A 20,801-nucleotide genomic window follows, 5' to 3' on the forward strand; every position below is an offset into this window, starting at 1 on the left:
CCCGTCAGAGATAATCCACCGTCATGGCGGCGATGCGGGCCGGGTCGGCGATCGATTCGATCCCGACGATCCGGTCGTCCTCCACATCCATGACGACGACGACCCGCAGTTCGCCGCCGAGAATGACGGCAAGCCCGAGCGCCCCGTCGATGCGCGCCAGCCTTGCGGCGGTCGCCTTGCCCTTGAAGGTCGTCGCCACGGCCTCGGCCCCGTGGATCTCGGCAAGCGAACCGAGCCGCACCGCGTCGGCATCCGCATGGAAGACGACATCGGGATCGAGCACGGCGAGCAGGCCGGAGAAATCGCCGTCGCGCGAGGCCGCGAGAAAGGCGGCGACGACGCCCTTGCGACGCTCGTAGTCGGCCGACGGCGTTTCCGGCAGACCCTGCACGCGGCGGCGGGCGCGGCTGGCGAGCTGGCGGGCGGCGACGGGGGAGCGGTCGACGATGCGGCCGATCTCCTCGAAGGGCACGTCGAACATGTCATGCAGCACGAAGGCGAGACGTTCGGCCGGCGCAAGGCGCTCCAGCACCACGAGAAGCGCAAGCCCGACGGAATCGGCCAGCGCCGCCTGCTCGTCCGCCAGCGCGCCCGGGTCGGCATGCTGCGTTTCGCCGGCATCCCCCTCGATCGGCTCCTCGCCGCGGCGCGTGCGGGCGCGCAGCATGTCGAGGCAGATGCGGCCGACGACGGTGGTCAGCCAGCCGGCCGGATTGTCGATACCCTCGCCCGCCCGCTCCAGCCGCAGCCAGGCCTCCTGCACCGCATCCTCCGCCTCCGCGCGCGAGCCCAGCATGCGGTAGGCGACCGCGCTCAGGCGGCCCCGCTCGGCCTCGAAACGCTCGGTCCAAAACTTTTTTTCGCTCATCGGTCACACTCCTTCGTCCAGCGGCGTCATGGCCATGACGAACGAAGCCGCACCGGTGTGACAGGGCTCGCAACCGTCGAAGCGAAAAACAGTGCAAGGAGCACCGAAATGCAATCCCGTATGAACAACATCGTTGCCGTTCTCCCCGATGTCATGGCCGCCATGGGCGCCCTCCAGGGCGCTGCGCAGAAGACCGGCCTGCCGGAAAAGACTGCCCATCTCGTGCAGCTTCGCGCCAGCCAGATCAACGGCTGCGGCTTCTGCGTCGATCTGCACCCGCGCATGATGAAGAAGGCCGGCGAGACGGACCGGCGCATCCTGTCCGTCGCCGCCTGGCGCGAGGCGCCGTTCTATACGGATGCCGAGCGCGCGGCGCTGGCGCTGACCGAAGCGCTGACGCGCATCGCCGACCGCGAGGAGCCGGTGCCGGATGCCATCTGGAACGAGGCCGCCAGGCACTATGACGAAAAGACGCTGGCCGCCCTCGTCGTGGAGATCGCCGCGATCAACGTGTGGAACCGCTTCAACGTCGCGACCCGGCAGATCGCCGGCGAATGGACCCCGTAAAGCCGCCCCATCCGGCGCCGCTCGATCGAAAAGTCACGGCTTGAACTCCGGTTTGGGCCGTGCGACGTCTCTTCCACCTTCTTCAGCATACCAGGGCCGAAATCCATGTCCGAGAGCGCCGCCACCGCGAAGGAAGCCGCACCGCGGCTTTCCAGCCTCCTGTCCCGCGCCTATCTGTTCGGCACGCTGATGCTCGGCGGCGGCATCATGCTGCATGCGGTGGAGACCTACATCACGGCGACGCTGATGCCCTCCATCGTGCGCGACATCGGCGGCCTGCCGCTCTTCGCCTGGGCGACGACCATCTATGTCGCCGCCTCGGTGCTCGGCTCCACCTTCATCGCCGTGCGGCCGCCAGGCGTCACCCTCAACCGCTGCTACGTTTTCGGTGCGGCGCTGTTCGGCGTCGGCAGCCTCGTCTGCGCCATCGCGCCCAGCATGGAGACGGTGCTGATCGGCCGGGCGATCCAGGGGCTCGGCGCGGGTTTCCTCGTCGCGCTCGGCTATGCCTTCATCCGCTTCGTCTATCCCGAGGCGCTGTGGAGCACGGCCTCCACGCTCTATGCCGCCGCCTGGGGCATCGCCACCTTCCTCGGGCCGACCATCGGCGGCATCTTCGCGGCCGGCAGCGCCTGGCGCGAGGCCTTCGCCCTGCTCGTTCCGATCTCGGTGCTCATGGCCGTCTGCGCGCCCCGGCTGCTGCCCTCCGGGGACGGCGAACGCGTGACGACGAAGACGCCCTTCCTGCAGATCCTGCTTCTCGTGGCGGCGGTCGTCATGCTGTCCTTCGCCAGTTCCGCCGAGACGCCGATCCTGCGCGGCCTTCTCGCCGGCGCGGCGGTCGTCGCCGTCGTCACGGCCGTCGCCATCGAGCGCAGCGCCGAGGCCCGCCTGCTGCCCGCCGGCACGATCCGCCTCTCCTCACCGCTCGCCGGCGTCTATCTCGTCATGCTGCTCCTGCTGGTGACGATCTGCTCGGATGTCTACATTCCCTATTTCCTGCAGGTGCTGCATGGGGTGACGCCGCTGGTCTCCGGCTATCTCGTGGCGCTGCTGGCGCTCGGCTGGACCATTGCCGCCTTCGTGACGGTGCGCTTCCAGGGCCGCAGCGCCAATCGCGTCGTCGTCATCGGCGCGGTGGTGGAAACGGCGGCGACCGTTCTGCTCGTCTTCACGCTCGCCCGGCACAATCCGGACAGCGGCCTTGGCCTCCTGGCGCTTTCCACGCTCTTCATCTTCCTGATGGGCTTCGGCATCGGCATGGGCTGGGCGCATCTCGTCACCCATGTCATGCGCCTTGCGCCGGCGGGGGAAACCGACAAGGCCTCGGCCGCCATCACCACCATGCAGTCGCTGGGCGCCGCCTTTGGCGCGGCGCTTGCCGGCATCATCGTCAATTCTGCGGGGCTGGTGGAGCCGGGCGGCATCCCGGGCGCCGTCAGCGCGGCGCGCTGGCTCTACCTCCTGCTGGCCCTGCCCGCCGCACTCGGCGTGCTGCTTGCCCTGCGCCTGCCGCGCGATTGAGGATTTGTTAACGCCGTCCGCCGGTCGCGATTGCGGGCCTGCCCCCTTCTGCCACAAAGGACCCCCATCATCCGCAGCACGCGGTGATTCTGTCCCGGGAGGAAATGGCGGGTGCGACGCAACGACGGGCAAGGCTGGCCGCAGGAGAGCGGCGTTGCGCATGTCGATGCGATCCTGCCGCTCGCGCTGATCCGCGACCGCGCCGCCACCGATCTCATCCTTTCGGGGCTCGACGCCTCCGGTGTCGCCTTCGCGCTGTTCTCGCCCGACGACGTGCTTTCCTATGGCTCGACCGCCTTTCGCACGCTCTTCGACGTGCAGCCGGGCGCCAGGACCTTCGCCGACATCATGCGCAACTGCCATGCCACCGGCATCGGTCCGCGCGTGACCATGGAGATCGAAGCCTTCCTGGCAATGGCCGGCGAAAGGCGGCGCAGCCGCCCGCAGCGCACCTTCGAGATCGACGTCAGCGACGACCGCTGGTTCCTCGTCAACGAGACGCTGCTGCCCGGCGGCTGGCTGTGGCACGTCTTCACCGACATCAGCATGCTGAAATCCAACGAGCGGGTGCTGCAACAGGCGCGCGACGCCGCGCAGCTTGCCGCCGATACCGACCCACTCACCGGCCTCGTCAACCGCCGCGCCGCGATGGAGCGGCTGGATGCGGAAATGCAGGCCGCCTTCCGCGAGGGCGCCGCGCTCTCGCTGGTCCTGATCGACCTCGATCATTTCAAGACGATCAACGACCGCTACGGCCATGCCCGCGGCGACGCGGTGCTGCGCCATTTCGCGGCCGCCGGCCGCCAGCAGTTGCGCGGCGGCGACATCTTCGCCCGTATCGGCGGCGAGGAGTTCATGATGCTGATGCCGGGCGCCGGCATGCCGGAGGCGGTGGCGACCGCCGAACGGCTGCGCAGCCACATCGCCCGCGCGGAAAACCGTGTCGGTCTCGGCTGCGCCTACACCATGTCGGCGGGCGTTGCGCAATTCTGCGGCACGCCGGCGGCCGATTTCTTCGAGCGCGCCGACCGGGCGCTCTACCGCGCCAAGCATCGCGGGCGCGACCGCATCGAACGCGCCGACTGAGCCCTGCCCGCCCCGTCAGTCGAAGGTCAGGACGATCTTCCCGATATGGTCGCCGTGCTCCATCATGCGGTGGCCGGCGGCGGCCTCGGCAAACGGCAGGACGGCATGCAGGACTGGGGCGATGCGCCCCTCCTCCAGAAGCGGCCAGACCGTCTGCAGCAGCTCATCGCGGATCGCCTGCTTTTCCGCCGCCGTGCGCGGACGCATGGCCGAGCCGGTGATGTGCAGGCGTTTGAGCATGATGGGCGCGAGGCTGACCTTTTCGGCGAAGGTGCCGCCGAGGAAGGCGATGATCGACAGGCGGCCGTCGCGGGCGAGCGACTTCAGGTTCCGCTCGAAATAGGCCGCGCCGATCATGTCGAGAATGACGTCGACGCCGGCCTTGCCGGTCTCCTCGGCGATGACGGCGCAGAAATCCTCGCTGCGATAGTTGATGGCGCGGCTGGCGCCGAGGGAAAGGCAGGCCTCGCACTTGTCCGCCGTGCCCGCCGTCGCGAAAACACGCGAGCCGAGCGCGGCGGCAAGCTGGATGGCCGTGGTGCCGATGCCGCTGGAGCCGCCATGGATCAGCACGCTTTCACCGGGCTTCAGGCCCGCCATCATGAAAAGGTTCGCCCAGACGGTGAAGAACGTCTCGGGCAGCGCCGCCGCCTTCACCGCATCGTAATCCCTGGGGAAAGGCAGGGCCTGCGTCGCCGGCACCGCGCAATATTGCGCATAGCCGCCACCATTGGCCAGTGCGCAGACCCGATCGCCGATCTGGTGGTCCGTGACGCCCTCACCCAGCGCCACCACCTCGCCGGCGATCTCCAGGCCGAGAATGGGGCTGGCATCGGGCGGCGGCGGATAGTCGCCCTTGCGCTGGAGCACATCCGGCCGGTTGATGCCGGCCGCCTCGACGCGGACCAGAATCTCGCCGCCGCGCGGCTGCGGCGTGTGCCCCTCCATCACCACGAGATTGTCCGGGCCGCCGTGTTCGGTGAGCCCGACATAGGACATGGTGGATGGAACGGTCATGGCTTGGCCTCCCGGCAGCGTTTCTTCAGCCCTGTTGCGCCGATTCTAGCGGAAAATGCGATTCATTTGAATCGCTTCCGGGCAGAACCTCACTCGCCGCCCGAAAAGACCAGCCCGCCGTCGCTCGCCTTGGCGTCGGCCTTGAGCGCGGCGATGCGGCTGCTGATCTGCCCCGCCTCCCCGATGACCTCGCCCTCTGGCAGCGTGAGCACGACAGCGGAGCAGCGCATCAGGGGAAAGCGCGTCTCGTGGCCGGCGCGGTCGCGGCCGCGGATTTCCCCGGCCAGCCGATCCTCCGGCGAATAGAGCGTGCGCACCTCGCGGGCGAAATCGGCGAGCAGCCGTTCCAGCATCTCCCGTACGTCAGGCGCGGGGCGGCCGCAAATGCCGGCAAAGAAATCGTCGCCGCCGACATGGCCGACGAAGACATCCTCGCCGACGAATTCGCGCCGCAGGAGCGAGGCGAAGAGCGACAGGGCAAGGTCGCCCTTGTGGAAGCCGTAACGGTCGTTGAACGGCTTGAAATTGTCGAAGTCGAAGTAGCACAGGCAGCGAAGCTGATCGCCATCGAGCGCCTTGTCCTGCAGGTAGTCGCGCACCGAGCGGTTGCCCGGAAGGCCGGTCAGCGGGTTCTGGTCCTCCGCCGTCTTCAGCCGCTTCTCGTTGATGATCTTCAGGAGCGAGGAGGCCGAGAGAATGCCGGCATAACGCAGGTTCTCCGTCAGGATCACGCATTCGTTGCCGCCCATGCCGGTGAAGACGTCGAGCAACTGTTCGGCGGGCGTATCGAGATCGGCGATAGGGGCCGTCGTGACGAAATGCGACAGGCTCTTCTGGTAGAGCTTGTTCTTCAGGAGATCGCGGCCGAAGGGATGATAGCTCAGTTCCTTCACATGGTATTCGTGCAGGATGCCGCGCGGCTCGTCATTGGCGTTGAGCACCGGGAAGAAGGTGCGCTTGGGGTCGCGGCGGAAGAACTCGAAGACCGATTCCAGGCTTTCGTTCTCGCGCAGCACCGCCACCTGCTCGATCTCGCGGCGGATGAGGATGCTGTCCAGCGTGCGGGAATTGCGGCGCGTGCCGCCGGCGCGGGCGACCTGCGCATAGACAGGGCTCAGTGCCGAAAAATCCGTGACCGGGCGGGAGATGAACCAGCCCTGCACGAGATCGCAGCCCGCCTCGCGGCAGGCGACGAACTCCGCCTCCGTCTCCACCCCCTCGGCGATGACGCGGATGCCGAGCACATGGGCGGCGTTGACGGTGTTGCGCACCAGATGGCGCTTGCGGGCATCGGCCTCGATGCCGGAGATGAAGTGGCGGTCGATCTTGAGGTAGTCGACCGGATGATCGCAGAGCAATTTCAGGCCGTTATGGCCGACGCCAAAATCGTCGATGGCGAGCTTGAAGCCGGCAAGGCGCAGCTTGCGCACCAGCACGGCGAAATCCGGCAGCGTATCGTTGTCGAAGCGCTCGGAAATCTCGAAGCAGATGGAGGAGGCCGGAATGCCGGCGCGCGTCAGATGCCCGACGAGGCGCTCGACGAGGTCGGCGCCCTCGGGCACGAGGCGGGAATCGAGATTGACGAAGAGCGTGCGCGAGCGGAAATCCGGCAGCGCCGCGAAGGCCGCGATGGCGCGGCTGTTGACCATGTGCTCGAGCGCCAGAAGCTGGCCCGCCTCATGCGCCCGGTCGATGAGATCGAGCGGGGAGCGGAAGCCGAGGCGGTCGAAGCCGCGCATCAGCGACTCGTAGCCGAAGACCGCCCCCGTCGCCGCCTCCACGATGGGCTGGAACGCCGTCTCGATCACCAGCTTGGCGAGCGTGACGATCTCGCCGTCACCGAAGCGTCGAAGGGCTAGCAGTTCGGCGGCGGACATGCAGAGGGCTCCAGGGCGTTTTCCAATGCCGCGAAGTCTCCGCCGCCATCCCTGAAGAAAGCGTTTCCCTGGTATGACAATTTCATGAAACTTCAACAACTACAAAGAGTTGAAAAAGATTTCACTCATATTGGAAGCGCCAGCATCAAGGCCCCGGCGCCGATCATGAAAACGGCGAGCCAATGGACCGGCGAAAGCTGCTCGCCGAGGACCAGCACGGCGAAGACCGCGACGAGCACGACGCTGAGCTTGTCCACCGGCGCGACCTGCGCGGCCTTGCCGATCTTGAGGGCGCGGAAGTAGCAGAGCCAGGACGCGCCGGTCGCCAGACCCGAGAGAACGAGGAAAAGCCAGCTTCTCGCCGAGACCGTGCCCGGCGCCTGCCAGGTGCCGGCAAGCGTCAGCATCAGGCCGATGGCGGCGAGAATGACGACGGTGCGCACGAAGGTGGCGAAGTCGGAATTGACGCCGACAATGCCGACCTTGGCGAAGATGGCGGTCAGCGCCGCGAAGACCGCCGAACCGATCGCCCAGACCTGCCAGGAGGCCAGAAGCGCCTTCACGCTGCACCTCCCGCGAGCATCAAGCGCGAGAGCCAGAGCCCCGCCGCCACGCCGGCGAGCGAAAGAACGACCGACGCGCCGACATAAAGCGCCGCCAGCCCCGCCTCGCCGCGCTCCCACAGCAGCGCCGCATCGAGCGAGAAGGCGGAAAAGGTGGTGAAGCCGCCGAGAACGCCCGTTGCCAGGAACAGGCGCGCCTCCTGCGGCAGGTGCCCGCGAAAGGCGAAGATGCCGGCGACCAGCCCCATGACGAAGCAGCCGAGCACATTGATGGCGAGCGTGCCCGCGGGAAAGCCCGTGCCGAAGAGACGCGCCGCCAGCACGTTCACCCCGTGCCGGCCCGCACCGCCCAGCCCCGCGCCGAGAAAGACGATCAGATAGTTCATGTCCGTTGCCCTCACGTTCAGCGATCCGATTGTCCGGACAACAAAAAACCGCCCTCGGGCGGTCGCCAAACACGCTCCCGCCTTCGACGGCCATCGCTGGCCGGTCTGGCAGGAGCTATCAGCCGGTAAACGGCAGTTGTCGGGGAGCTCCATCCCCATCCCACAGCCGATTTCTAGGCGCTGGCGCGGCGGCTGTCAAACCGCTCAACGCTGCCGTTCGAGGATCGAGACGTAGTTGGCGACGGCGGCGCCGCCCATGTTGAAGAGGCCGCCGAGTGTGGCGCCGGGGACCTGGATGCCGCCGGCCTCGCCGGCAAGCTGCATAGCGGTTAGCACATGCATGGAAACGCCCGTCGCGCCGATGGGATGACCCTTGGCCTTGAGCCCGCCGGATGGATTGACCGGGAGACGCCCGTTCCTTGCGGTCTCGCCGGAAAGGGCAAGCCTGCCGCCCTCGCCGGGTTTTGCAAGGCCCATCGCCTCGTATTCGATGAGCTCGGCGATGGTGAAGCAGTCGTGGGTTTCGACGAAGGAGAGGTCGCCGAGCGTCGCGCCGGCCTCCACGAGCGCCTGACGCCAGGCCTCCGCGCAGCCCTCGAAACGCAGGATGTCGCGCTTCGACATGGGCAGGAAATCCTGCACATGGGCGCTCGCCCGGAAGGCGATGGCGCGCGGGGCGCTGGCGGCCGCGTCCGAGGACGCCAGAACGACGGCGGCCGCCCCATCGGAGACGAGCGAACAATCCGTGCGTTTCAGGGGGCCGGCGACGAAGGGGTTCTTCTCGCTCTCGGTGCGGCAGAAATCGAAGCCGAGGTCCTTCTGCATCTGTGCATAGGGGTTGGCGACGCCGTTCCTGTGGTTCTTCGCGGCGATGGCGGCGAGCGCGTCGGACTGATCGCCGTGGCGTTGGAAATAGGCCGAGGCTATACGGCCGAAGACGCCGGCAAAACCGGCAGGGGTGTCGCCGTCCTCCGGCAGATAGGAGGCTTTCAGGAGATTGGCGCCGATCTCGGCGGCGGGCGTCCTCGTCATCTGCTCGACGCCGACGACGAGCACATGGCGGGCGGCGCCGGCGCGAATGGCGCGGATACCCTGGTGCACGGCGGCCGAGCCGGTGGCGCAGGCATTTTCCACCCGCGTCGCGGGCTTGAAGCGCAGCGCGTCGTCGGCCTGCAGCACGAGGCTGGCGGTGAATTCCTGCGGCGAGAAGCCGGCGTTGAAATGACCGAGCACGATCTCGTCGATATCGCCCGCCGCCAGACCCGCATGGGCGATGGCCTCGCGGGCCACGGTGACGATCAGGCTCTCGACCGTCTCGCCTTCGAGCTTGCCGAAACGCGTGTGCGCCCAGCCGATGATGGAAACGTCCATGAGCAATCCTCCCGCCGCCATGATGGGACGAGGACGGCGGGAGGTAAAGGGCGGTGATTACTTGCGCAGCGCGAAGCCGAAGGCGACGAGCGCCCAGCCCTGCATGGCAAGGTCGAAAGCGAGGAACAGGCCCAGCAGCCAGAGGCTATTTACCGGCCAGCCGAGAATGAAGACCACGCCGGCGAGCGCCGTGACGACGCCGCCGGCCATCAGCCAGCCCCAGCCGCTTTCCGGCCGCACGCGCCAGGCCGCGAAGATGCGGAAGACGCCGGCGACGAGCAGCGCGGCCGCCATCAGCAAGGTCAGCACGGCCGAGGTGAGCACCGGATTGACGAAGGCGAGCACGCCCGCGGCGAGATAGAGCAAGGCGCTCAGCGCCCAGGAAATCGTCTCCCGCCAGGCCTTGACCTGGAAGGCATGGGCGAGATGCACGGCGCCGCCGACGATCATCAGCATGCCGACATAATAGACCGAGGCGACCGTCGCCATGAAGAGATTGGCGGCGGCAATGCCGCCGAAAGCAAGCAGGACGACGCCGAGGGCGACGAACCAGCCCCATTTCGCACGCACGTCGGAGAGAGGATTCATTCCGGGGGAGAGGACCATGATGCACCTCGAAAAATGAATGAAAACAAAGCCAGCCTAACATGAAACGGGCGGGCTTTGCGACAGCCGATTGCGAGCGGACCCGGGCAGCAGATTTTTATTGATTGATCACTCAATTAAAAATATTCTTGACCAAAAGCAGGGGACGAGCATGCCGAAGGTTGGAATGGAGCCGGTGCGCCGCAAGGCGCTGGTGGACGCGACGCTCCGGGCGGTCGGCGACCATGGCTCGCTGACCGTGACCATGTCGGAAATCGCCCGCCATGCCGGCGTCTCCCCGGCCCTCGCGCATCACTATTTCGGCTCCAAGGAACAGCTCGTCATCGAGACGATCCGCAGCCTCTTGCGCCAGTTGCGCGCCGATGCGGTGGCGGCCCTGGCAGTGGCGGCAACGCCGCGGGAGCGGCTTTCGGCCGTCATCCGCGTCAATTTCCAGGCGCACCAGTTCGCGCCGGAGACGGTGGCGGCCTGGCTTGCCTTCTATTCGGAGGCGCAGCGCTCGGAAGCGGTGCGGCGGCTGCTCGTCGTCTATGCGCGGCGACTCAATTCCAACCTGCTTGCCAGCCTCAAGCAGCTTTGCCCGGCCGAGCGCGCCCGCGAGATCGCCGACGGGGCGGCCGCGATGATCGACGGGCTCTACCTGCGGCAGGGGCTGAAATCGGCGCCCGTCAGCATCGAGTCCTCGATCGGGCTGACGGAAGGCTACCTCAATGCCCAGCTTGCCGCCGTCGCAAGCGCCGCTTGCGCCGCCGCGGGCCGACGACCACCCGTCACACGGGCGCGATAGAGATTCCGGATACCTGTTTCATTCATTTCAAGGACCAGCCCGTGACCGCCAGCAAGCCGAACATCCTGATCATCATGGTCGACCAGCTCAACGGGACCTTTTTCCCCGACGGGCCGGCGGACTGGCTGCATGCGCCACACATGAAGGCGCTCGCCGCGCGCTCGGCGCGGTTTCGCAACAACTATACGTCCTCGCCGCTCTGCGCGCCCGCCCGCGCCTCCTTCATGGCCGGCCAGCTGCCGAGCCGCACGCGGGTCTATGACAATGCGGCGGAATATGTCTCTTCCATTCCGACCTTCGCCCATCACCTGCGCCGCGCCGGCTATTACACGGCGCTGTCGGGCAAGATGCATTTCGTCGGGCCGGACCAGCTGCACGGTTTCGAGGAGCGGCTGACCACCGACATCTACCCCGCCGATTTCGGCTGGACGCCCGATTACCGCAAGCCGGGCGAGCGCATCGACTGGTGGTATCACAATATGGGTTCGGTGACGGGCGCGGGCGTGGCCGAGATCACCAACCAGATGGAATATGACGACGAGGTCGCCTTCCTCGCCAACCAGAAGCTCTACCAGCTTTCCCGCGAGAACGACGACCAGTACCGCCGTCCCTGGTGCCTCACCGTCTCCTTCACCCATCCGCACGACCCCTATGTGGCGCGCCGGAAATTCTGGGACCTCTACGAGGACTGCGCGCATCTGACGCCCGAGGTCGGCATGCTGGAGGAGCAGGATCCGCATTCCGCCCGCATCCTGCATTCCTGCGACTATGCCAAGTTCGCCATCAGCGGCGAGGATGTGCGCCGCTCGCGCCAGGCCTATTTCGCCAATATCTCCTATCTTGACGAGAAGGTCGGCGAACTCGTCGACACGCTGACGCGCACGCGCATGCTGGACGAGACGCTGGTGCTCTTCTGCTCCGACCATGGCGACATGCTCGGCGAGCGCGGTCTGTGGTTCAAGATGAACTTCTTCGAGGGGTCGGCCCGCGTACCGCTGATGGTCGCCGGCCCGGGCGTCACGCCCGGCCTGCATCTGGCGCCGACCTCCAATCTCGACGTGACGCCAACGCTCTGCGACCTCGCGGGCATTTCCATGGACGAGGTGATGCCCTGGACCGACGGGGAAAGCCTGCTGCCCGTCATCAACGGCGCGGAACGCACGACGCCGGTGCTGATGGAATATGCGGCCGAAGCATCCTATGCGCCGCTCGTCGGCATTCGCGAAGGCAAGTGGAAATACATCCACTGCGAGCTCGATCCCGAACAGCTCTACGACCTCGAGGCCGATCCGCAGGAACTGACCAACCTTGCGGCCTCCGAAAATCCGGTAATCCGGGCGACGCTGGAGGCCTTCCGCCAGATGCGCGAGGCGCGCTGGGACATGGCCGCCTTCGACGCCGCCGTGCGCGAGAGCCAGGCGCGGCGCTGGGTGGTCTACGAGGCGCTGCGCAACGGCGCCTATTATCCATGGGACCACCAGCCGCTGCAGAAGGCATCCGAACGCTACATGCGCAACCACATGAACCTCGACAATCTCGAGGAATCCAAACGCTATCCGCGGGGAGAATGATATGAAAGCCCAACCGAAAGCCTCGCATTTCATCGACGGCGACTATGTCGAGGATGTTGCCGGCACGCCCTTCGAGAGCATCTATCCCGCCACCGGCGAGGTGATCGCGAAGCTCCATGCGGCAACGCCCGCCATCGTGGAAAAGGCCATCGCCTCCGCCAAGCGCGCGCAGAAGGAATGGGCGGCGATGAGCCCCACCGCCCGCGGCCGCATCCTCAAACGCGCGGCCGAGATCATGCGCGAGAGGAACCGCGAACTTTCCGAACTGGAAACGCTCGACACCGGCAAGCCGATCCAGGAAACCATCGTCGCCGACCCGACCTCGGGCGCCGACGCCTTCGAATTCTTCGGTGGCATCGCGGCGGCGGGCCTGAACGGCGACTACATCCCGCTCGGGCAGGACTTCGCCTTCACCAAGCGCGTGCCGCTCGGCGTTTGCGTGGGCATCGGCGCCTGGAACTATCCGCAGCAGATCGCCTGCTGGAAGGGCGCGCCGGCGCTCGTCTGCGGCAACGCCATGGTCTTCAAGCCCTCGGAAAACACCCCGCTCGGCGCGCTGAAGATCGCGGAAATCCTCATGGAGGCCGGCCTGCCGAAGGGTCTCTACAACGTCATCCAGGGGGATCGTTCGACGGGGCCGCTGCTCGTCAACCACCCTGACGTCGCCAAGGTCTCGCTGACCGGCTCCGTGCCGACCGGCAAGAAGGTGGCGGGCGCCGCCGCGTCCGACCTCAAGCATGTGACGATGGAACTTGGCGGCAAGTCGCCGCTCATCGTCTTCGACGACGCCGACCTCGAAAGCGCCATCGGCGGGGCGATGCTCGGCAACTTCTATTCGACGGGGCAGGTCTGCTCCAACGGCACGCGCGTCTTCGTGCAGAAGGGCATCAAGCAGAAGTTCCTCGCCCGCCTCAAGGAGCGCACGGAGAAGATCCTCATCGGCGACCCGATGGACGAGGCGACGCAGCTCGGCCCGATGGTCTCGAAGGCCCAGCGCGACAAGGTTCTCGACTATATCGGCAAGGGCAAGGCCGAGGGCGCGACGCTGCTGACGGGCGGCGGCATTCCGAACGACGTTTCGGGTGAAGGCACCTATATCCAACCGACCGTCTTCGCCGATGTCACCGACGACATGACGATCGCCCGCGAGGAGATCTTCGGGCCAGTCATGTGCGTGCTCGACTTCGACAGCGAGGACGAGGTGATCGCCCGCGGCAACGCCACGGAATTCGGCCTGTCCGGCGGCGTCTTCACCGCCGACATCACCCGCGCGCACCGCGTCGTCGACCAGCTCGAGGCCGGCACGCTGTGGATCAACACCTACAACCTCTGCCCCGTGGAAATCCCCTTCGGCGGCTCCAAGCAGTCCGGTTTCGGGCGGGAAAACTCGCTGGCCGCGCTGGAGCACTATTCGGAGCTGAAGACGGTCTATGTCTCCATGGGCAAGGTCGAGGCGCCGTATTGAGGTAGGTATTGCCCTCATCCGCCGTCGCGCCCTTTCTCGTGGAGACGGTGACGGCCGGATGAGGGCACTTGCCGCAGGCAGGAATTCAGGGGGCAAACGCCATGCAGAACGCAGACTATATCATCATCGGCTCCGGCTCGGCCGGCTCGGCGCTGGCCTATCGTCTTTCGGAAGACGGCAAGCACACCGTCATGGTGCTGGAATATGGCGGCTCGGATATCGGGCCGTTCATCCAGATGCCGGCCGCCCTCGCCTGGCCGATGAGCATGAAGCGCTACAACTGGGGTTATCTCTCCGAGCCTGAGCCGAACCTCAACAACCGGCGCATAACCGCCCCGCGCGGCAAGGTCATCGGCGGCTCGTCCTCCATCAACGGCCTCGTCTATGTGCGCGGTCACGCGGAGGACTTCAACCGCTGGGAAGAGCTCGGCGCGCAGGGCTGGGCCTATGCGGACGTGCTGCCCTACTACAAGCGGCTGGAAACCTCGCTCGGCGGCGAAGCGGGCTGGCGCGGCACGAACGGGCCGCTGCACGTGCGGCGCGGGCCGGTGACGAACCCGCTCTTCCACGCCTTCATCCAGGCCGGCCAGCAGGCCGGCTTCGAGACGACGGACGACTATAACGGCTCCAAGCAGGAAGGTTTCGGCCTGATGGAGCAGACGATCTACAACGGGCGGCGCTGGTCGGCGGCCAATGCCTATCTGCGCCCGGCGATGAAGCGGCAGAACGTTTCCCTCGTGCGCTGCTTCGCGCGCAAGATCGTCATCGAGAACGGCCGCGCGGTCGGCGTCGAGATCGAGCGGAACGGCAAGATCGAGGTGGTAAAGGCGAACCGGGAGGTCGTCGTCTCGGCCTCCTCCTTCAACTCGCCGAAGCTGCTGATGCTTTCGGGCATCGGCCCGGCGCAGCACCTGAAGGACATGGGCATCGCGGTGAAGGTGGACCGGCCGGGCGTCGGCGCCAACCTGCAGGACCATATGGAATTCTATTTCCAGCAGGTCTCCACCAAGCCGGTCTCGCTCTATTCGTGGCTGCCGTGGTTCTGGCAGGGCGTGGCGGGCGCGCAGTGGCTGCTGTCCAAGGGCGGGCTCGGCGCCTCCAACCAGTTCGAGGCCTGCGCCTTCCTGCGCTCGGCGGCCGGGCTGAAGCAGCCGGATATCCAGTATCACTTCCTGCCCGTCGCCATCTCCTATGACGGCAAGGCGGCGGCCAAGAGCCACGGCTTCCAGGTGCATGTCGGCTACAACCTGTCGAAGTCGCGCGGCAGCGTGACGCTGCGCTCGTCCGACCCGGGGGCCGATCCGATGATCCGCTTCAACTATATGAGCCACGAGGAAGACTGGGTGAAGTTCCGCCACTGCGTGCGTCTCACCCGCGAAATCTTCGGCCAGAAGGCCTTCGACGACTTCCGCGGGCCGGAAATCCAGCCTGGCGAGAGAGTGCAGACGGACGACGAGATCGACGCCTTCCTGCGCGAACATCTGGAAAGCGCCTACCATCCCTGCGGCACCTGCCGCATGGGCGCGGCGGACGATCCGATGGCGGTGGTCGACCCGCAGACCCGCGTCATCGGCGTCGATGGCCTGCGCGTCGCTGATTCCTCCATCTTCCCGCATGTCACCTACGGCAACCTCAACGCCCCCTCGATCATGACGGGCGAAAAGGCCGCCGACCACATTCTCGGCAAACAACCCCTCGCCCGCTCCAACCAGGAGCCCTGGACGAACCCGCGGGCAGCGGTGAGCGATCGGTGACGGTCTCGCCGACCGATCCATCGCCAAGATTTCGGGGTGGTTAGGGCATAGTCGCTGGCGCACGCCTGCTTTGCGGAATCTTGTTGTGTAATTGCCGGCAGACTCGCTTGATGGTATAAACACCAACATGAAATCAAGGCTGATCGTCAACACCCGAAGGCAGATCGGCGAGGCCATGTTCGCGGACCTCGTGATATGGCTGACGCTTGAACCGTTGCGCGATAGCCACCACGTCCGCAAATACCGTCCGGCAAATACCCTCTGGCCTTCGTGGTCAATGGCTTCTGCGTGATGCGTTACGACAACGAAGCCGGCAAAAGGGACCACAAACATATCGGCGCCAGCAATCGGCTTATTTTTCTACTATTTTTGTGGAATAATATCAAGGCATTCCCCGGCGGCAGGATTTCTGCACCGGGGCTGAGATGGAGAGATATTTGCTCTTCGTCCCAAGGCTTTGGAAATCCGTTTTGCTGTCTCTCCCGTCTCGCCCCTGCGATAATCCGGCAAATTCTCGCAAAGGCTTGGAAACGGAATGACTGCTCTTACCGGAAACGGGATCGCGGAAGCCCTGAACGACAAACTGGCCGGTCTCGACCTTGCCGGGCGCCTGGCGCTCGTGGCGGAGCTTGGCGGGCGCGCCGTCTTCACCACCAGCCTCGGAATCGAGGACCAGGTCATCACCGCCGCCATCGGCACGGGGCGCCTTGCCATCGATGTCGCGACGCTGGAGACCGGCCGCCTCTTCAAGGAGACCGTCGACCTCATCGACGAGACCGAGGAACAGTACGGCATCGCGATCACGCGCTATCATCCGGTGCAGGACGATATCGACGCCTATGCGGCGAAATACGGCCTCAACGGCTTCTACGAGAGCGTCGAGGCGCGGCACGCCTGTTGCGGCGTGCGCAAGCTGAAGCCGCTTGCGCGCGCGCTCGAAGGGGCATCCTTCTGGATCACGGGCCTGCGCCGCGGCCAGTCCGGCAACCGGGCGGACACGCCCTTCGCCGAATACGACGCCGACCGCAACCTCATCAAGGTGAACCCCCTGGCCGACTGGGACATCGACCGCATCAAGGCCTATGTCACCGAAGAGGCCGTGCCGGTGAACCCGATGCACAAGCGCGGTTACCCCTCCATCGGCTGCGAACCCTGTACGCGCGCCATCAAGCCGGGCGAGCCCGAGCGCGCCGGCCGCTGGTGGTGGGAAAACGATGAGAAGCGCGAATGCGGCCTGCACGTCGCGGAAGCCGCCGCCTCCCCCCTCCCGGCCCCGAGCGTGGCCTGAACCGAACAGCCCTCCCAAGGCATCCCTATCTGGAGTGACGAGTTTAATGTCCGATATCCGTAACGAGGCGGAAGCCAAGCACAACGCGACGCCGAAGCCGCTGCTCGATCCGCACCTGAAGGCGCTGGAAAACGAGGCGATCCATATCTTCCGCGAGGTCGCCGCCGAATTCGAGCGTCCCGTCATGCTCTATTCGATCGGCAAGGACTCCTCCGTCCTGCTGCATCTCGCCCGCAAGGCCTTCTATCCCGGCCGCGTGCCCTTCCCGCTGCTGCACGTCAACACGGGCTGGAAGTTCGCCGAGATGATCGCCTTCCGCGACAATATCGTGAAGGAATACGATCTCGACCTCATCGAGCACGTCAACCCGCGTGGCGCGGCGGAGAATGTCACGCCCTTCTCCCATGGTTCGGCGCTCTATACCGACATCATGAAGACGGAATCGCTGCGCCAGGCGCTCGATGCCGGCAAGTACGACGCGGCCTTTGGCGGCGCGCGCCGCGACGAGGAAGCCTCGCGCGCCAAGGAGCGCATCTACTCCTTCCGCACGCCCGACCACCGCTGGGACCCGCGCAACCAGCGCCCGGAACTGTGGAACGTCTATAACGGCATGATCCGCCAGGGCGAGAGCGTGCGCGCCTTCCCGCTGTCCAACTGGACCGAGGTCGACATCTGGCGCTACATCCAGGCCGAAGACATCCCGATCGTGCCGCTCTATTTTGCCAAGAAGCGCCCCTATGTCGAGCGCGACGGCATGATGATCATGGCCGAGGACCCGCGCCTGGAACTGCTTCCCGGCGAAGTGAAGCAGGAAGGCGTCATCCGTTTCCGCACGCTCGGCTGCTTCCCGCTGACCGGCGCCATCCGCTCCACCGCCACGACGCTCGACGACATCATTGCCGAGCTGGAGACCGCCACCGTCTCCGAACGCCAGGGCCGCGCGATCGACCGCGACCAGTCCGGCTCCATGGAAAAGAAGAAACGCGAAGGGTATTTCTGAGATGACCGTTTCCGCCACTGCAACCGCCGAGGTTCTTGTGCCCGTCGAAGAACCGGCCCTTGGTCAGGCTCGCGCGATCCGCGATTCCCGCCCGCTTCGCCTCATCACCTGCGGCTCGGTCGACGACGGCAAGTCGACGCTGATCGGCCGCCTGCTCTGGGACACCAAGGCCGTCAAGGAAGACCAGGCCGCGACGCTGGAGCGTGACAGCTCCGGCAAGCAGAACGATCTCGGCCTGCCCGACTTCGCGCTGCTTCTCGACGGCCTGCAGGCCGAACGCGAACAGGGCATCACCATCGACGTCGCCTATCGCTACTTCTCGACGGACCGTCGCTCGTTCATCGTCGCCGACACGCCCGGCCACGAGCAATATACCCGGAACATGGCGACCGGCGCCTCGACGGCCGATCTCGCCGTGCTGCTGGTCGATGCCCGCGCCGGCATCCTGGAGCAGACGCGCCGCCACGCCACCATCGCCTCGCTGATGGGCATTCGCCAGTTCGTGCTCGCGGTCAACAAGATCGACCTCACGGATTACGACCGCGCCCGCTTCGACCAGATCTCGCACGACTTCCGCGAATTTGCCCTGACGCTCGGCGTCAAGCAGATCACCGCCATTCCGATGTCGGCGCTGAAGGGCGAGAACGTCGTCTATGACGGTCGCGCCGCCATGCCCTGGTATGACGGCCCGACGCTGGTCGAGACGCTGGAAAAGGCCACCACCCGCTCCAACCAGACGGTCGGCTTCCGCCTGCCGGTGCAGCGCGTCTCCCGCCCCGGCGAGAGCTTCCGCGGCTATCAGGGCACCGTCGCCGGCGGCTCGGTGAAGCCGGGCGACTCGGTCGTCATCCTGCCCTCCGGCATGGTGGCGAACGTCACCAAGATCGTCACCTTCGACCTCGTGCGCAACGCGGCCGTCGCGGGTGATGCCATCACGCTGGTGCTCGACCGCCAGGTGGACGTATCGCGCGGCGACATGATCGTTGCCATCGACAGCCAGCCGATGACCGGCCGCAGCTTCGACGCCCAGCTCGTCGCCCTGCAACCCGAAGGCATCGAGCCCGGCAAGCGCTACTGGCTGAAGAGCGGCTCGCGCCGCCAGCGCGTCAGCATCGAGCCGGTGAGCCAGCTCGACCTGAAGACCTCCAAGTGGAACAGCGCCGAAAAGCTCGGCATGAACGCCATCGGCAAGGTGCATCTCACCTTCGACGAGCAGGCGATCTTCGACACCTACGAGCAGAACCGCACCACCGGCGCCTTCATCCTGATCGACCCCGACACCAACAACACGGTGGCCGGCGGCATGATCACCGGTCGCCGTTCGGAACTCGGCGGCATCCACAAGGACGACCAGCGCGTGCTGCTGTCCCTGCCCGCCGACCTCGCGGAAAAGATCATGGCGACCGAGCTCTTCGCCAACCGCCGCCAGGACGTGGACGTGCGCCACACCAGCGCGGGCCGGGCCGCGGAAATCCTCGCGGATCTCGACGAATAGCCTTTCCGGCAATCGGACGATGGAAGGCGGCGCCCTTGGGGCGCCGCTTTTCGTTCTAGAGTTTGTCAGAGAAAAGTGGGAACCGGTTTTCCCGAAAAGACAAACGAAAACAAAAGAATTTAGAGCCTGTCATCGGGACGCTTGCGGGGGCGGGAATTTCTGCAAGGATGCGGCCACCCATGCAGCCGGACCGGATGCCGACAATGCCCAATCCCCTCATAGCCAAAACCATCAAGGACTTTCCGAGCCTTGCCACCGCGCGCCTCCGGCTGCGGCAGATCCGCCCGGAGGATTGCGAGGCCGTCCATGCCCTCCTCTCCTGCCCCGAGGTGACGCGCTTTTCCGACTGGCCGGACGCGCCGAGCCGCCGCCGGGCCGAACGGGCGGTCAAATGGATGGACGAGATGTTCGCCAAGGGCAAGGGATGCGCCTGGATGATCGAGGAGGGCGCGAGCGCGGTGTTGCTCGGCGCCATACGCTTCAACAGCATCGATGCGCGAAACCACTCAGCGGAGGTCGGGTACGAGCTGCACCCCGCCGCCTGGGGCAAGGGCTACATGAGCGAAGCGCTGGAGGCGGTGGCGGCCTGCGGCTTCGGGCCTTTCGGGCTGAACCGTATCGAGGCCTGGACCCTGCCGGGCAATCCCGCATCGGACCGGGTGCTGGAAAAGGCGGGCTTTCACTATGAAGGCACCCTTCGCCAGAAAGCCTGGTTCAAGGGTGCCTTTCATGATTTCAGGATGTTTTCGCGCCTTGCCGGCGCGTGAGGCAGCTCCTCAGAAGAAGAAGTACCAGAGCAGGAGAACGAGGAAGAGCGGCACGCCCATCAGCCAGAGAATCAAAGCCCGAGCCATTGAAGTTTCCTTTCACTATTGCGTTGCAGGGGAAATGTCCGAACGGGAAATTTGTTCCATCAGCGATCGGTGATGGAGGCTCTGGCGGGCATCAATTGCCGTCTTCGTCGGACGCGGTTTTGCGCGCCTCATCGCTGCCGATATCGACCTTGGCAAGAATGAAGAGCACGACGAAACAGGCCGCCGTCGCCACCGCCGCGACGAACCAGTAGCCGAGCCCGACGGCAAGGCCGACCGCGCCGGCAAGCCACATGCCCGCCCCCGTCGTCAGCCCCTTCACCTTGCCACGCGAAAAGACGATCATTCCGGCCGCCAGAAAGGCGACGCCCGACGTCACGGCCTCGATGACTCGCAGCGGATCGATCCGCACCTGCTCGTCGGAAAAGCCCGCCATATGCACGCTCTCGATGGACAGGAGCGCAAAGACGCAGGCCGACAGCGATACGAGGATATGGGTTCGAAGGCCCGCCGGATGATCGCGGTATTCCCGTTCCGCGCCGATCACGGCGCCGAGCAGTACGGCGCCAATCATGCGTGCAAGCATGACCGGATAGGGCAGTTCCGTCTTTGCGACGAGGTCGGCGGCGATCTCTTCCATGGCCACCGAAACGGACAAGCCGCGCCACGGTTCCCGCCCGAAACCGGCTCGAAAGAAATTTTTCCCGGCGCATCAGCGTTTTGCGCAAGTTGGCGAATTTTTTTGATATTTTGCGCTTGTCGAA

Annotated in this window: 19 protein-coding genes and 1 riboswitch; of the genes, 11 read left to right on the plus strand and 8 right to left on the minus strand. The window is 65.9% G+C overall.

What is annotated here, in order from left to right; translation table 11 throughout:
- Nucleotides 1–4: 4 nt before the first annotated feature.
- Nucleotides 5–868 carry a sigma-70 family RNA polymerase sigma factor gene (locus V8U06_RS11090; RefSeq protein WP_427140674.1) on the minus strand — a complete coding sequence of 288 codons (864 nt, stop codon included), beginning with the start codon at nt 866–868 and terminating at the stop codon, nt 5–7.
- A 108-nt stretch (nt 869–976) separates the two neighbouring features.
- On the opposite strand from V8U06_RS11090, the gene V8U06_RS11095 reads away from it, so the two are divergent.
- From V8U06_RS11095 to V8U06_RS11105, 3 genes are all read left to right on the plus strand, one after another.
- Complete coding sequence (locus tag V8U06_RS11095; protein ID WP_427140675.1) at nt 977–1,435, plus strand: carboxymuconolactone decarboxylase family protein; 459 nt, start codon at nt 977–979, stop codon at nt 1,433–1,435.
- A 105-nt stretch (nt 1,436–1,540) separates the two neighbouring features.
- Nucleotides 1,541–2,959, plus strand: coding sequence for an MFS transporter (locus V8U06_RS11100; RefSeq protein ID WP_427140676.1), 1,419 nt, complete (start codon nt 1,541–1,543; stop codon nt 2,957–2,959).
- A 111-nt stretch (nt 2,960–3,070) separates the two neighbouring features.
- Nucleotides 3,071–4,045, plus strand: coding sequence for a diguanylate cyclase (locus V8U06_RS11105; RefSeq protein ID WP_427140677.1), 975 nt, complete (start codon nt 3,071–3,073; stop codon nt 4,043–4,045).
- Nucleotides 4,046–4,060: 15 nt separating this feature from the next.
- Here the strand turns inward: V8U06_RS11105 and V8U06_RS11110 are convergent, their stop codons facing one another.
- The 6 genes from V8U06_RS11110 to V8U06_RS11135 all read right to left on the minus strand — a co-directional run bounded on the left by V8U06_RS11110 (nt 4,061) and on the right by V8U06_RS11135 (nt 9,865).
- Nucleotides 4,061–5,062 (minus strand): NAD(P)H-quinone oxidoreductase, encoded by a 1,002-nt coding sequence (locus tag V8U06_RS11110; protein ID WP_427140678.1) that lies wholly within the window; start codon nt 5,060–5,062, stop codon nt 4,061–4,063.
- Nucleotides 5,063–5,151: 89 nt separating this feature from the next.
- Complete coding sequence (locus V8U06_RS11115) at nt 5,152–6,939, minus strand: GGDEF domain-containing protein (protein ID WP_226920022.1); 1,788 nt, start codon at nt 6,937–6,939, stop codon at nt 5,152–5,154.
- 125 nt (nt 6,940–7,064) lie between these two features.
- On the minus strand, nt 7,065–7,502 hold the full coding sequence (locus tag V8U06_RS11120; RefSeq protein WP_427140679.1) for an EamA family transporter: 438 nt from the start codon (nt 7,500–7,502) through the stop codon (nt 7,065–7,067).
- Nucleotides 7,499–7,888 (minus strand): fluoride efflux transporter CrcB, encoded by a 390-nt coding sequence (gene crcB / locus V8U06_RS11125; protein ID WP_226920024.1) that lies wholly within the window; start codon nt 7,886–7,888, stop codon nt 7,499–7,501. Before crcB ends, V8U06_RS11120 begins: the two co-directional genes overlap by 4 nt.
- A gap of 102 nt (nt 7,889–7,990) precedes the next feature.
- A riboswitch (Fluoride riboswitch) is annotated at nt 7,991–8,054 on the minus strand.
- 38 nt (nt 8,055–8,092) lie between these two features.
- Nucleotides 8,093–9,259, minus strand: a complete 1,167-nt coding sequence (locus V8U06_RS11130) for an acetyl-CoA acetyltransferase (RefSeq protein ID WP_427140680.1) — start codon at nt 9,257–9,259, stop codon at nt 8,093–8,095.
- A gap of 57 nt (nt 9,260–9,316) precedes the next feature.
- Nucleotides 9,317–9,865, minus strand: a complete 549-nt coding sequence (locus tag V8U06_RS11135; RefSeq protein WP_226920026.1) for an HdeD family acid-resistance protein — start codon at nt 9,863–9,865, stop codon at nt 9,317–9,319.
- 151 nt (nt 9,866–10,016) lie between these two features.
- On the opposite strand from V8U06_RS11135, the gene betI reads away from it, so the two are divergent.
- The 8 genes from betI (at nt 10,017) to V8U06_RS11175 (ending at nt 19,992) form a co-directional block, all read left to right on the plus strand.
- The gene (betI, locus tag V8U06_RS11140; RefSeq protein WP_427140681.1) at nt 10,017–10,652 is read left to right on the plus strand and encodes a transcriptional regulator BetI; all 636 of its coding nucleotides are present in this window, start codon (nt 10,017–10,019) and stop codon (nt 10,650–10,652) included.
- Nucleotides 10,653–10,693: 41 nt separating this feature from the next.
- Nucleotides 10,694–12,223 (plus strand): choline-sulfatase, encoded by a 1,530-nt coding sequence (betC, locus tag V8U06_RS11145; RefSeq protein WP_427140682.1) that lies wholly within the window; start codon nt 10,694–10,696, stop codon nt 12,221–12,223.
- A 1-nt stretch (nt 12,224) separates the two neighbouring features.
- The gene (betB, locus tag V8U06_RS11150; protein ID WP_427140683.1) at nt 12,225–13,688 is read left to right on the plus strand and encodes a betaine-aldehyde dehydrogenase; all 1,464 of its coding nucleotides are present in this window, start codon (nt 12,225–12,227) and stop codon (nt 13,686–13,688) included.
- Between the two features lie 101 nt (nt 13,689–13,789).
- A complete protein-coding gene (betA, locus tag V8U06_RS11155; RefSeq protein ID WP_226920030.1) occupies nt 13,790–15,442 on the plus strand; it encodes a choline dehydrogenase in 1,653 nt (550 codons plus the stop codon).
- A 535-nt stretch (nt 15,443–15,977) separates the two neighbouring features.
- Nucleotides 15,978–16,730 (plus strand): phosphoadenylyl-sulfate reductase, encoded by a 753-nt coding sequence (locus V8U06_RS11160; RefSeq protein WP_427140684.1) that lies wholly within the window; start codon nt 15,978–15,980, stop codon nt 16,728–16,730.
- Between the two features lie 46 nt (nt 16,731–16,776).
- Nucleotides 16,777–17,730: a sulfate adenylyltransferase subunit CysD gene (cysD, locus tag V8U06_RS11165; protein WP_427140685.1), complete on the plus strand. Its 954-nt coding sequence runs from the start codon at nt 16,777–16,779 to the stop codon at nt 17,728–17,730.
- Between the two features lies 1 nt (nt 17,731).
- Nucleotides 17,732–19,225, plus strand: a complete 1,494-nt coding sequence (cysN, locus tag V8U06_RS11170; protein WP_427140686.1) for a sulfate adenylyltransferase subunit CysN — start codon at nt 17,732–17,734, stop codon at nt 19,223–19,225.
- Between the two features lie 203 nt (nt 19,226–19,428).
- Nucleotides 19,429–19,992, plus strand: coding sequence for a GNAT family N-acetyltransferase (locus tag V8U06_RS11175; RefSeq protein ID WP_427140687.1), 564 nt, complete (start codon nt 19,429–19,431; stop codon nt 19,990–19,992).
- A gap of 178 nt (nt 19,993–20,170) precedes the next feature.
- Here the strand turns inward: V8U06_RS11175 and V8U06_RS11180 are convergent, their stop codons facing one another.
- Nucleotides 20,171–20,677, minus strand: a complete 507-nt coding sequence (locus V8U06_RS11180) for an MgtC/SapB family protein (protein WP_427140847.1) — start codon at nt 20,675–20,677, stop codon at nt 20,171–20,173.
- Nucleotides 20,678–20,801 lie beyond the last annotated feature (124 nt).

Source organism: Shinella sp. G-2 (assembly GCF_050172695.1).
Taxonomy (GTDB): domain Bacteria; phylum Pseudomonadota; class Alphaproteobacteria; order Rhizobiales; family Rhizobiaceae; genus Shinella.

Bases quoted from the DNA above. Each gene is read 5' to 3' on its own strand.
- V8U06_RS11090 (WP_427140674.1), bottom strand. From the start codon at position 868: ATGAGCGAAAAAAAGTTTTGGACCGAGCGTTTCGAGGCCGAGCGGGGC.
- V8U06_RS11095 (WP_427140675.1), top strand. From the start codon at position 977: ATGCAATCCCGTATGAACAACATCGTTGCCGTTCTCCCCGATGTCATG.
- V8U06_RS11100 (WP_427140676.1), top strand. From the start codon at position 1,541: ATGTCCGAGAGCGCCGCCACCGCGAAGGAAGCCGCACCGCGGCTTTCC.
- V8U06_RS11110 (WP_427140678.1), bottom strand. From the start codon at position 5,062: ATGACCGTTCCATCCACCATGTCCTATGTCGGGCTCACCGAACACGGC.
- V8U06_RS11115 (WP_226920022.1), bottom strand. From the start codon at position 6,939: ATGTCCGCCGCCGAACTGCTAGCCCTTCGACGCTTCGGTGACGGCGAG.
- crcB (WP_226920024.1), bottom strand. From the start codon at position 7,888: ATGAACTATCTGATCGTCTTTCTCGGCGCGGGGCTGGGCGGTGCGGGC.
- V8U06_RS11130 (WP_427140680.1), bottom strand. From the start codon at position 9,259: ATGGACGTTTCCATCATCGGCTGGGCGCACACGCGTTTCGGCAAGCTC.
- V8U06_RS11135 (WP_226920026.1), bottom strand. From the start codon at position 9,865: ATGGTCCTCTCCCCCGGAATGAATCCTCTCTCCGACGTGCGTGCGAAA.
- betI (WP_427140681.1), top strand. From the start codon at position 10,017: ATGCCGAAGGTTGGAATGGAGCCGGTGCGCCGCAAGGCGCTGGTGGAC.
- betB (WP_427140683.1), top strand. From the start codon at position 12,225: ATGAAAGCCCAACCGAAAGCCTCGCATTTCATCGACGGCGACTATGTC.
- betA (WP_226920030.1), top strand. From the start codon at position 13,790: ATGCAGAACGCAGACTATATCATCATCGGCTCCGGCTCGGCCGGCTCG.
- V8U06_RS11160 (WP_427140684.1), top strand. From the start codon at position 15,978: ATGACTGCTCTTACCGGAAACGGGATCGCGGAAGCCCTGAACGACAAA.
- cysD (WP_427140685.1), top strand. From the start codon at position 16,777: ATGTCCGATATCCGTAACGAGGCGGAAGCCAAGCACAACGCGACGCCG.
- cysN (WP_427140686.1), top strand. From the start codon at position 17,732: ATGACCGTTTCCGCCACTGCAACCGCCGAGGTTCTTGTGCCCGTCGAA.
- V8U06_RS11175 (WP_427140687.1), top strand. From the start codon at position 19,429: ATGCCCAATCCCCTCATAGCCAAAACCATCAAGGACTTTCCGAGCCTT.
- V8U06_RS11180 (WP_427140847.1), bottom strand. From the start codon at position 20,677: ATGGAAGAGATCGCCGCCGACCTCGTCGCAAAGACGGAACTGCCCTAT.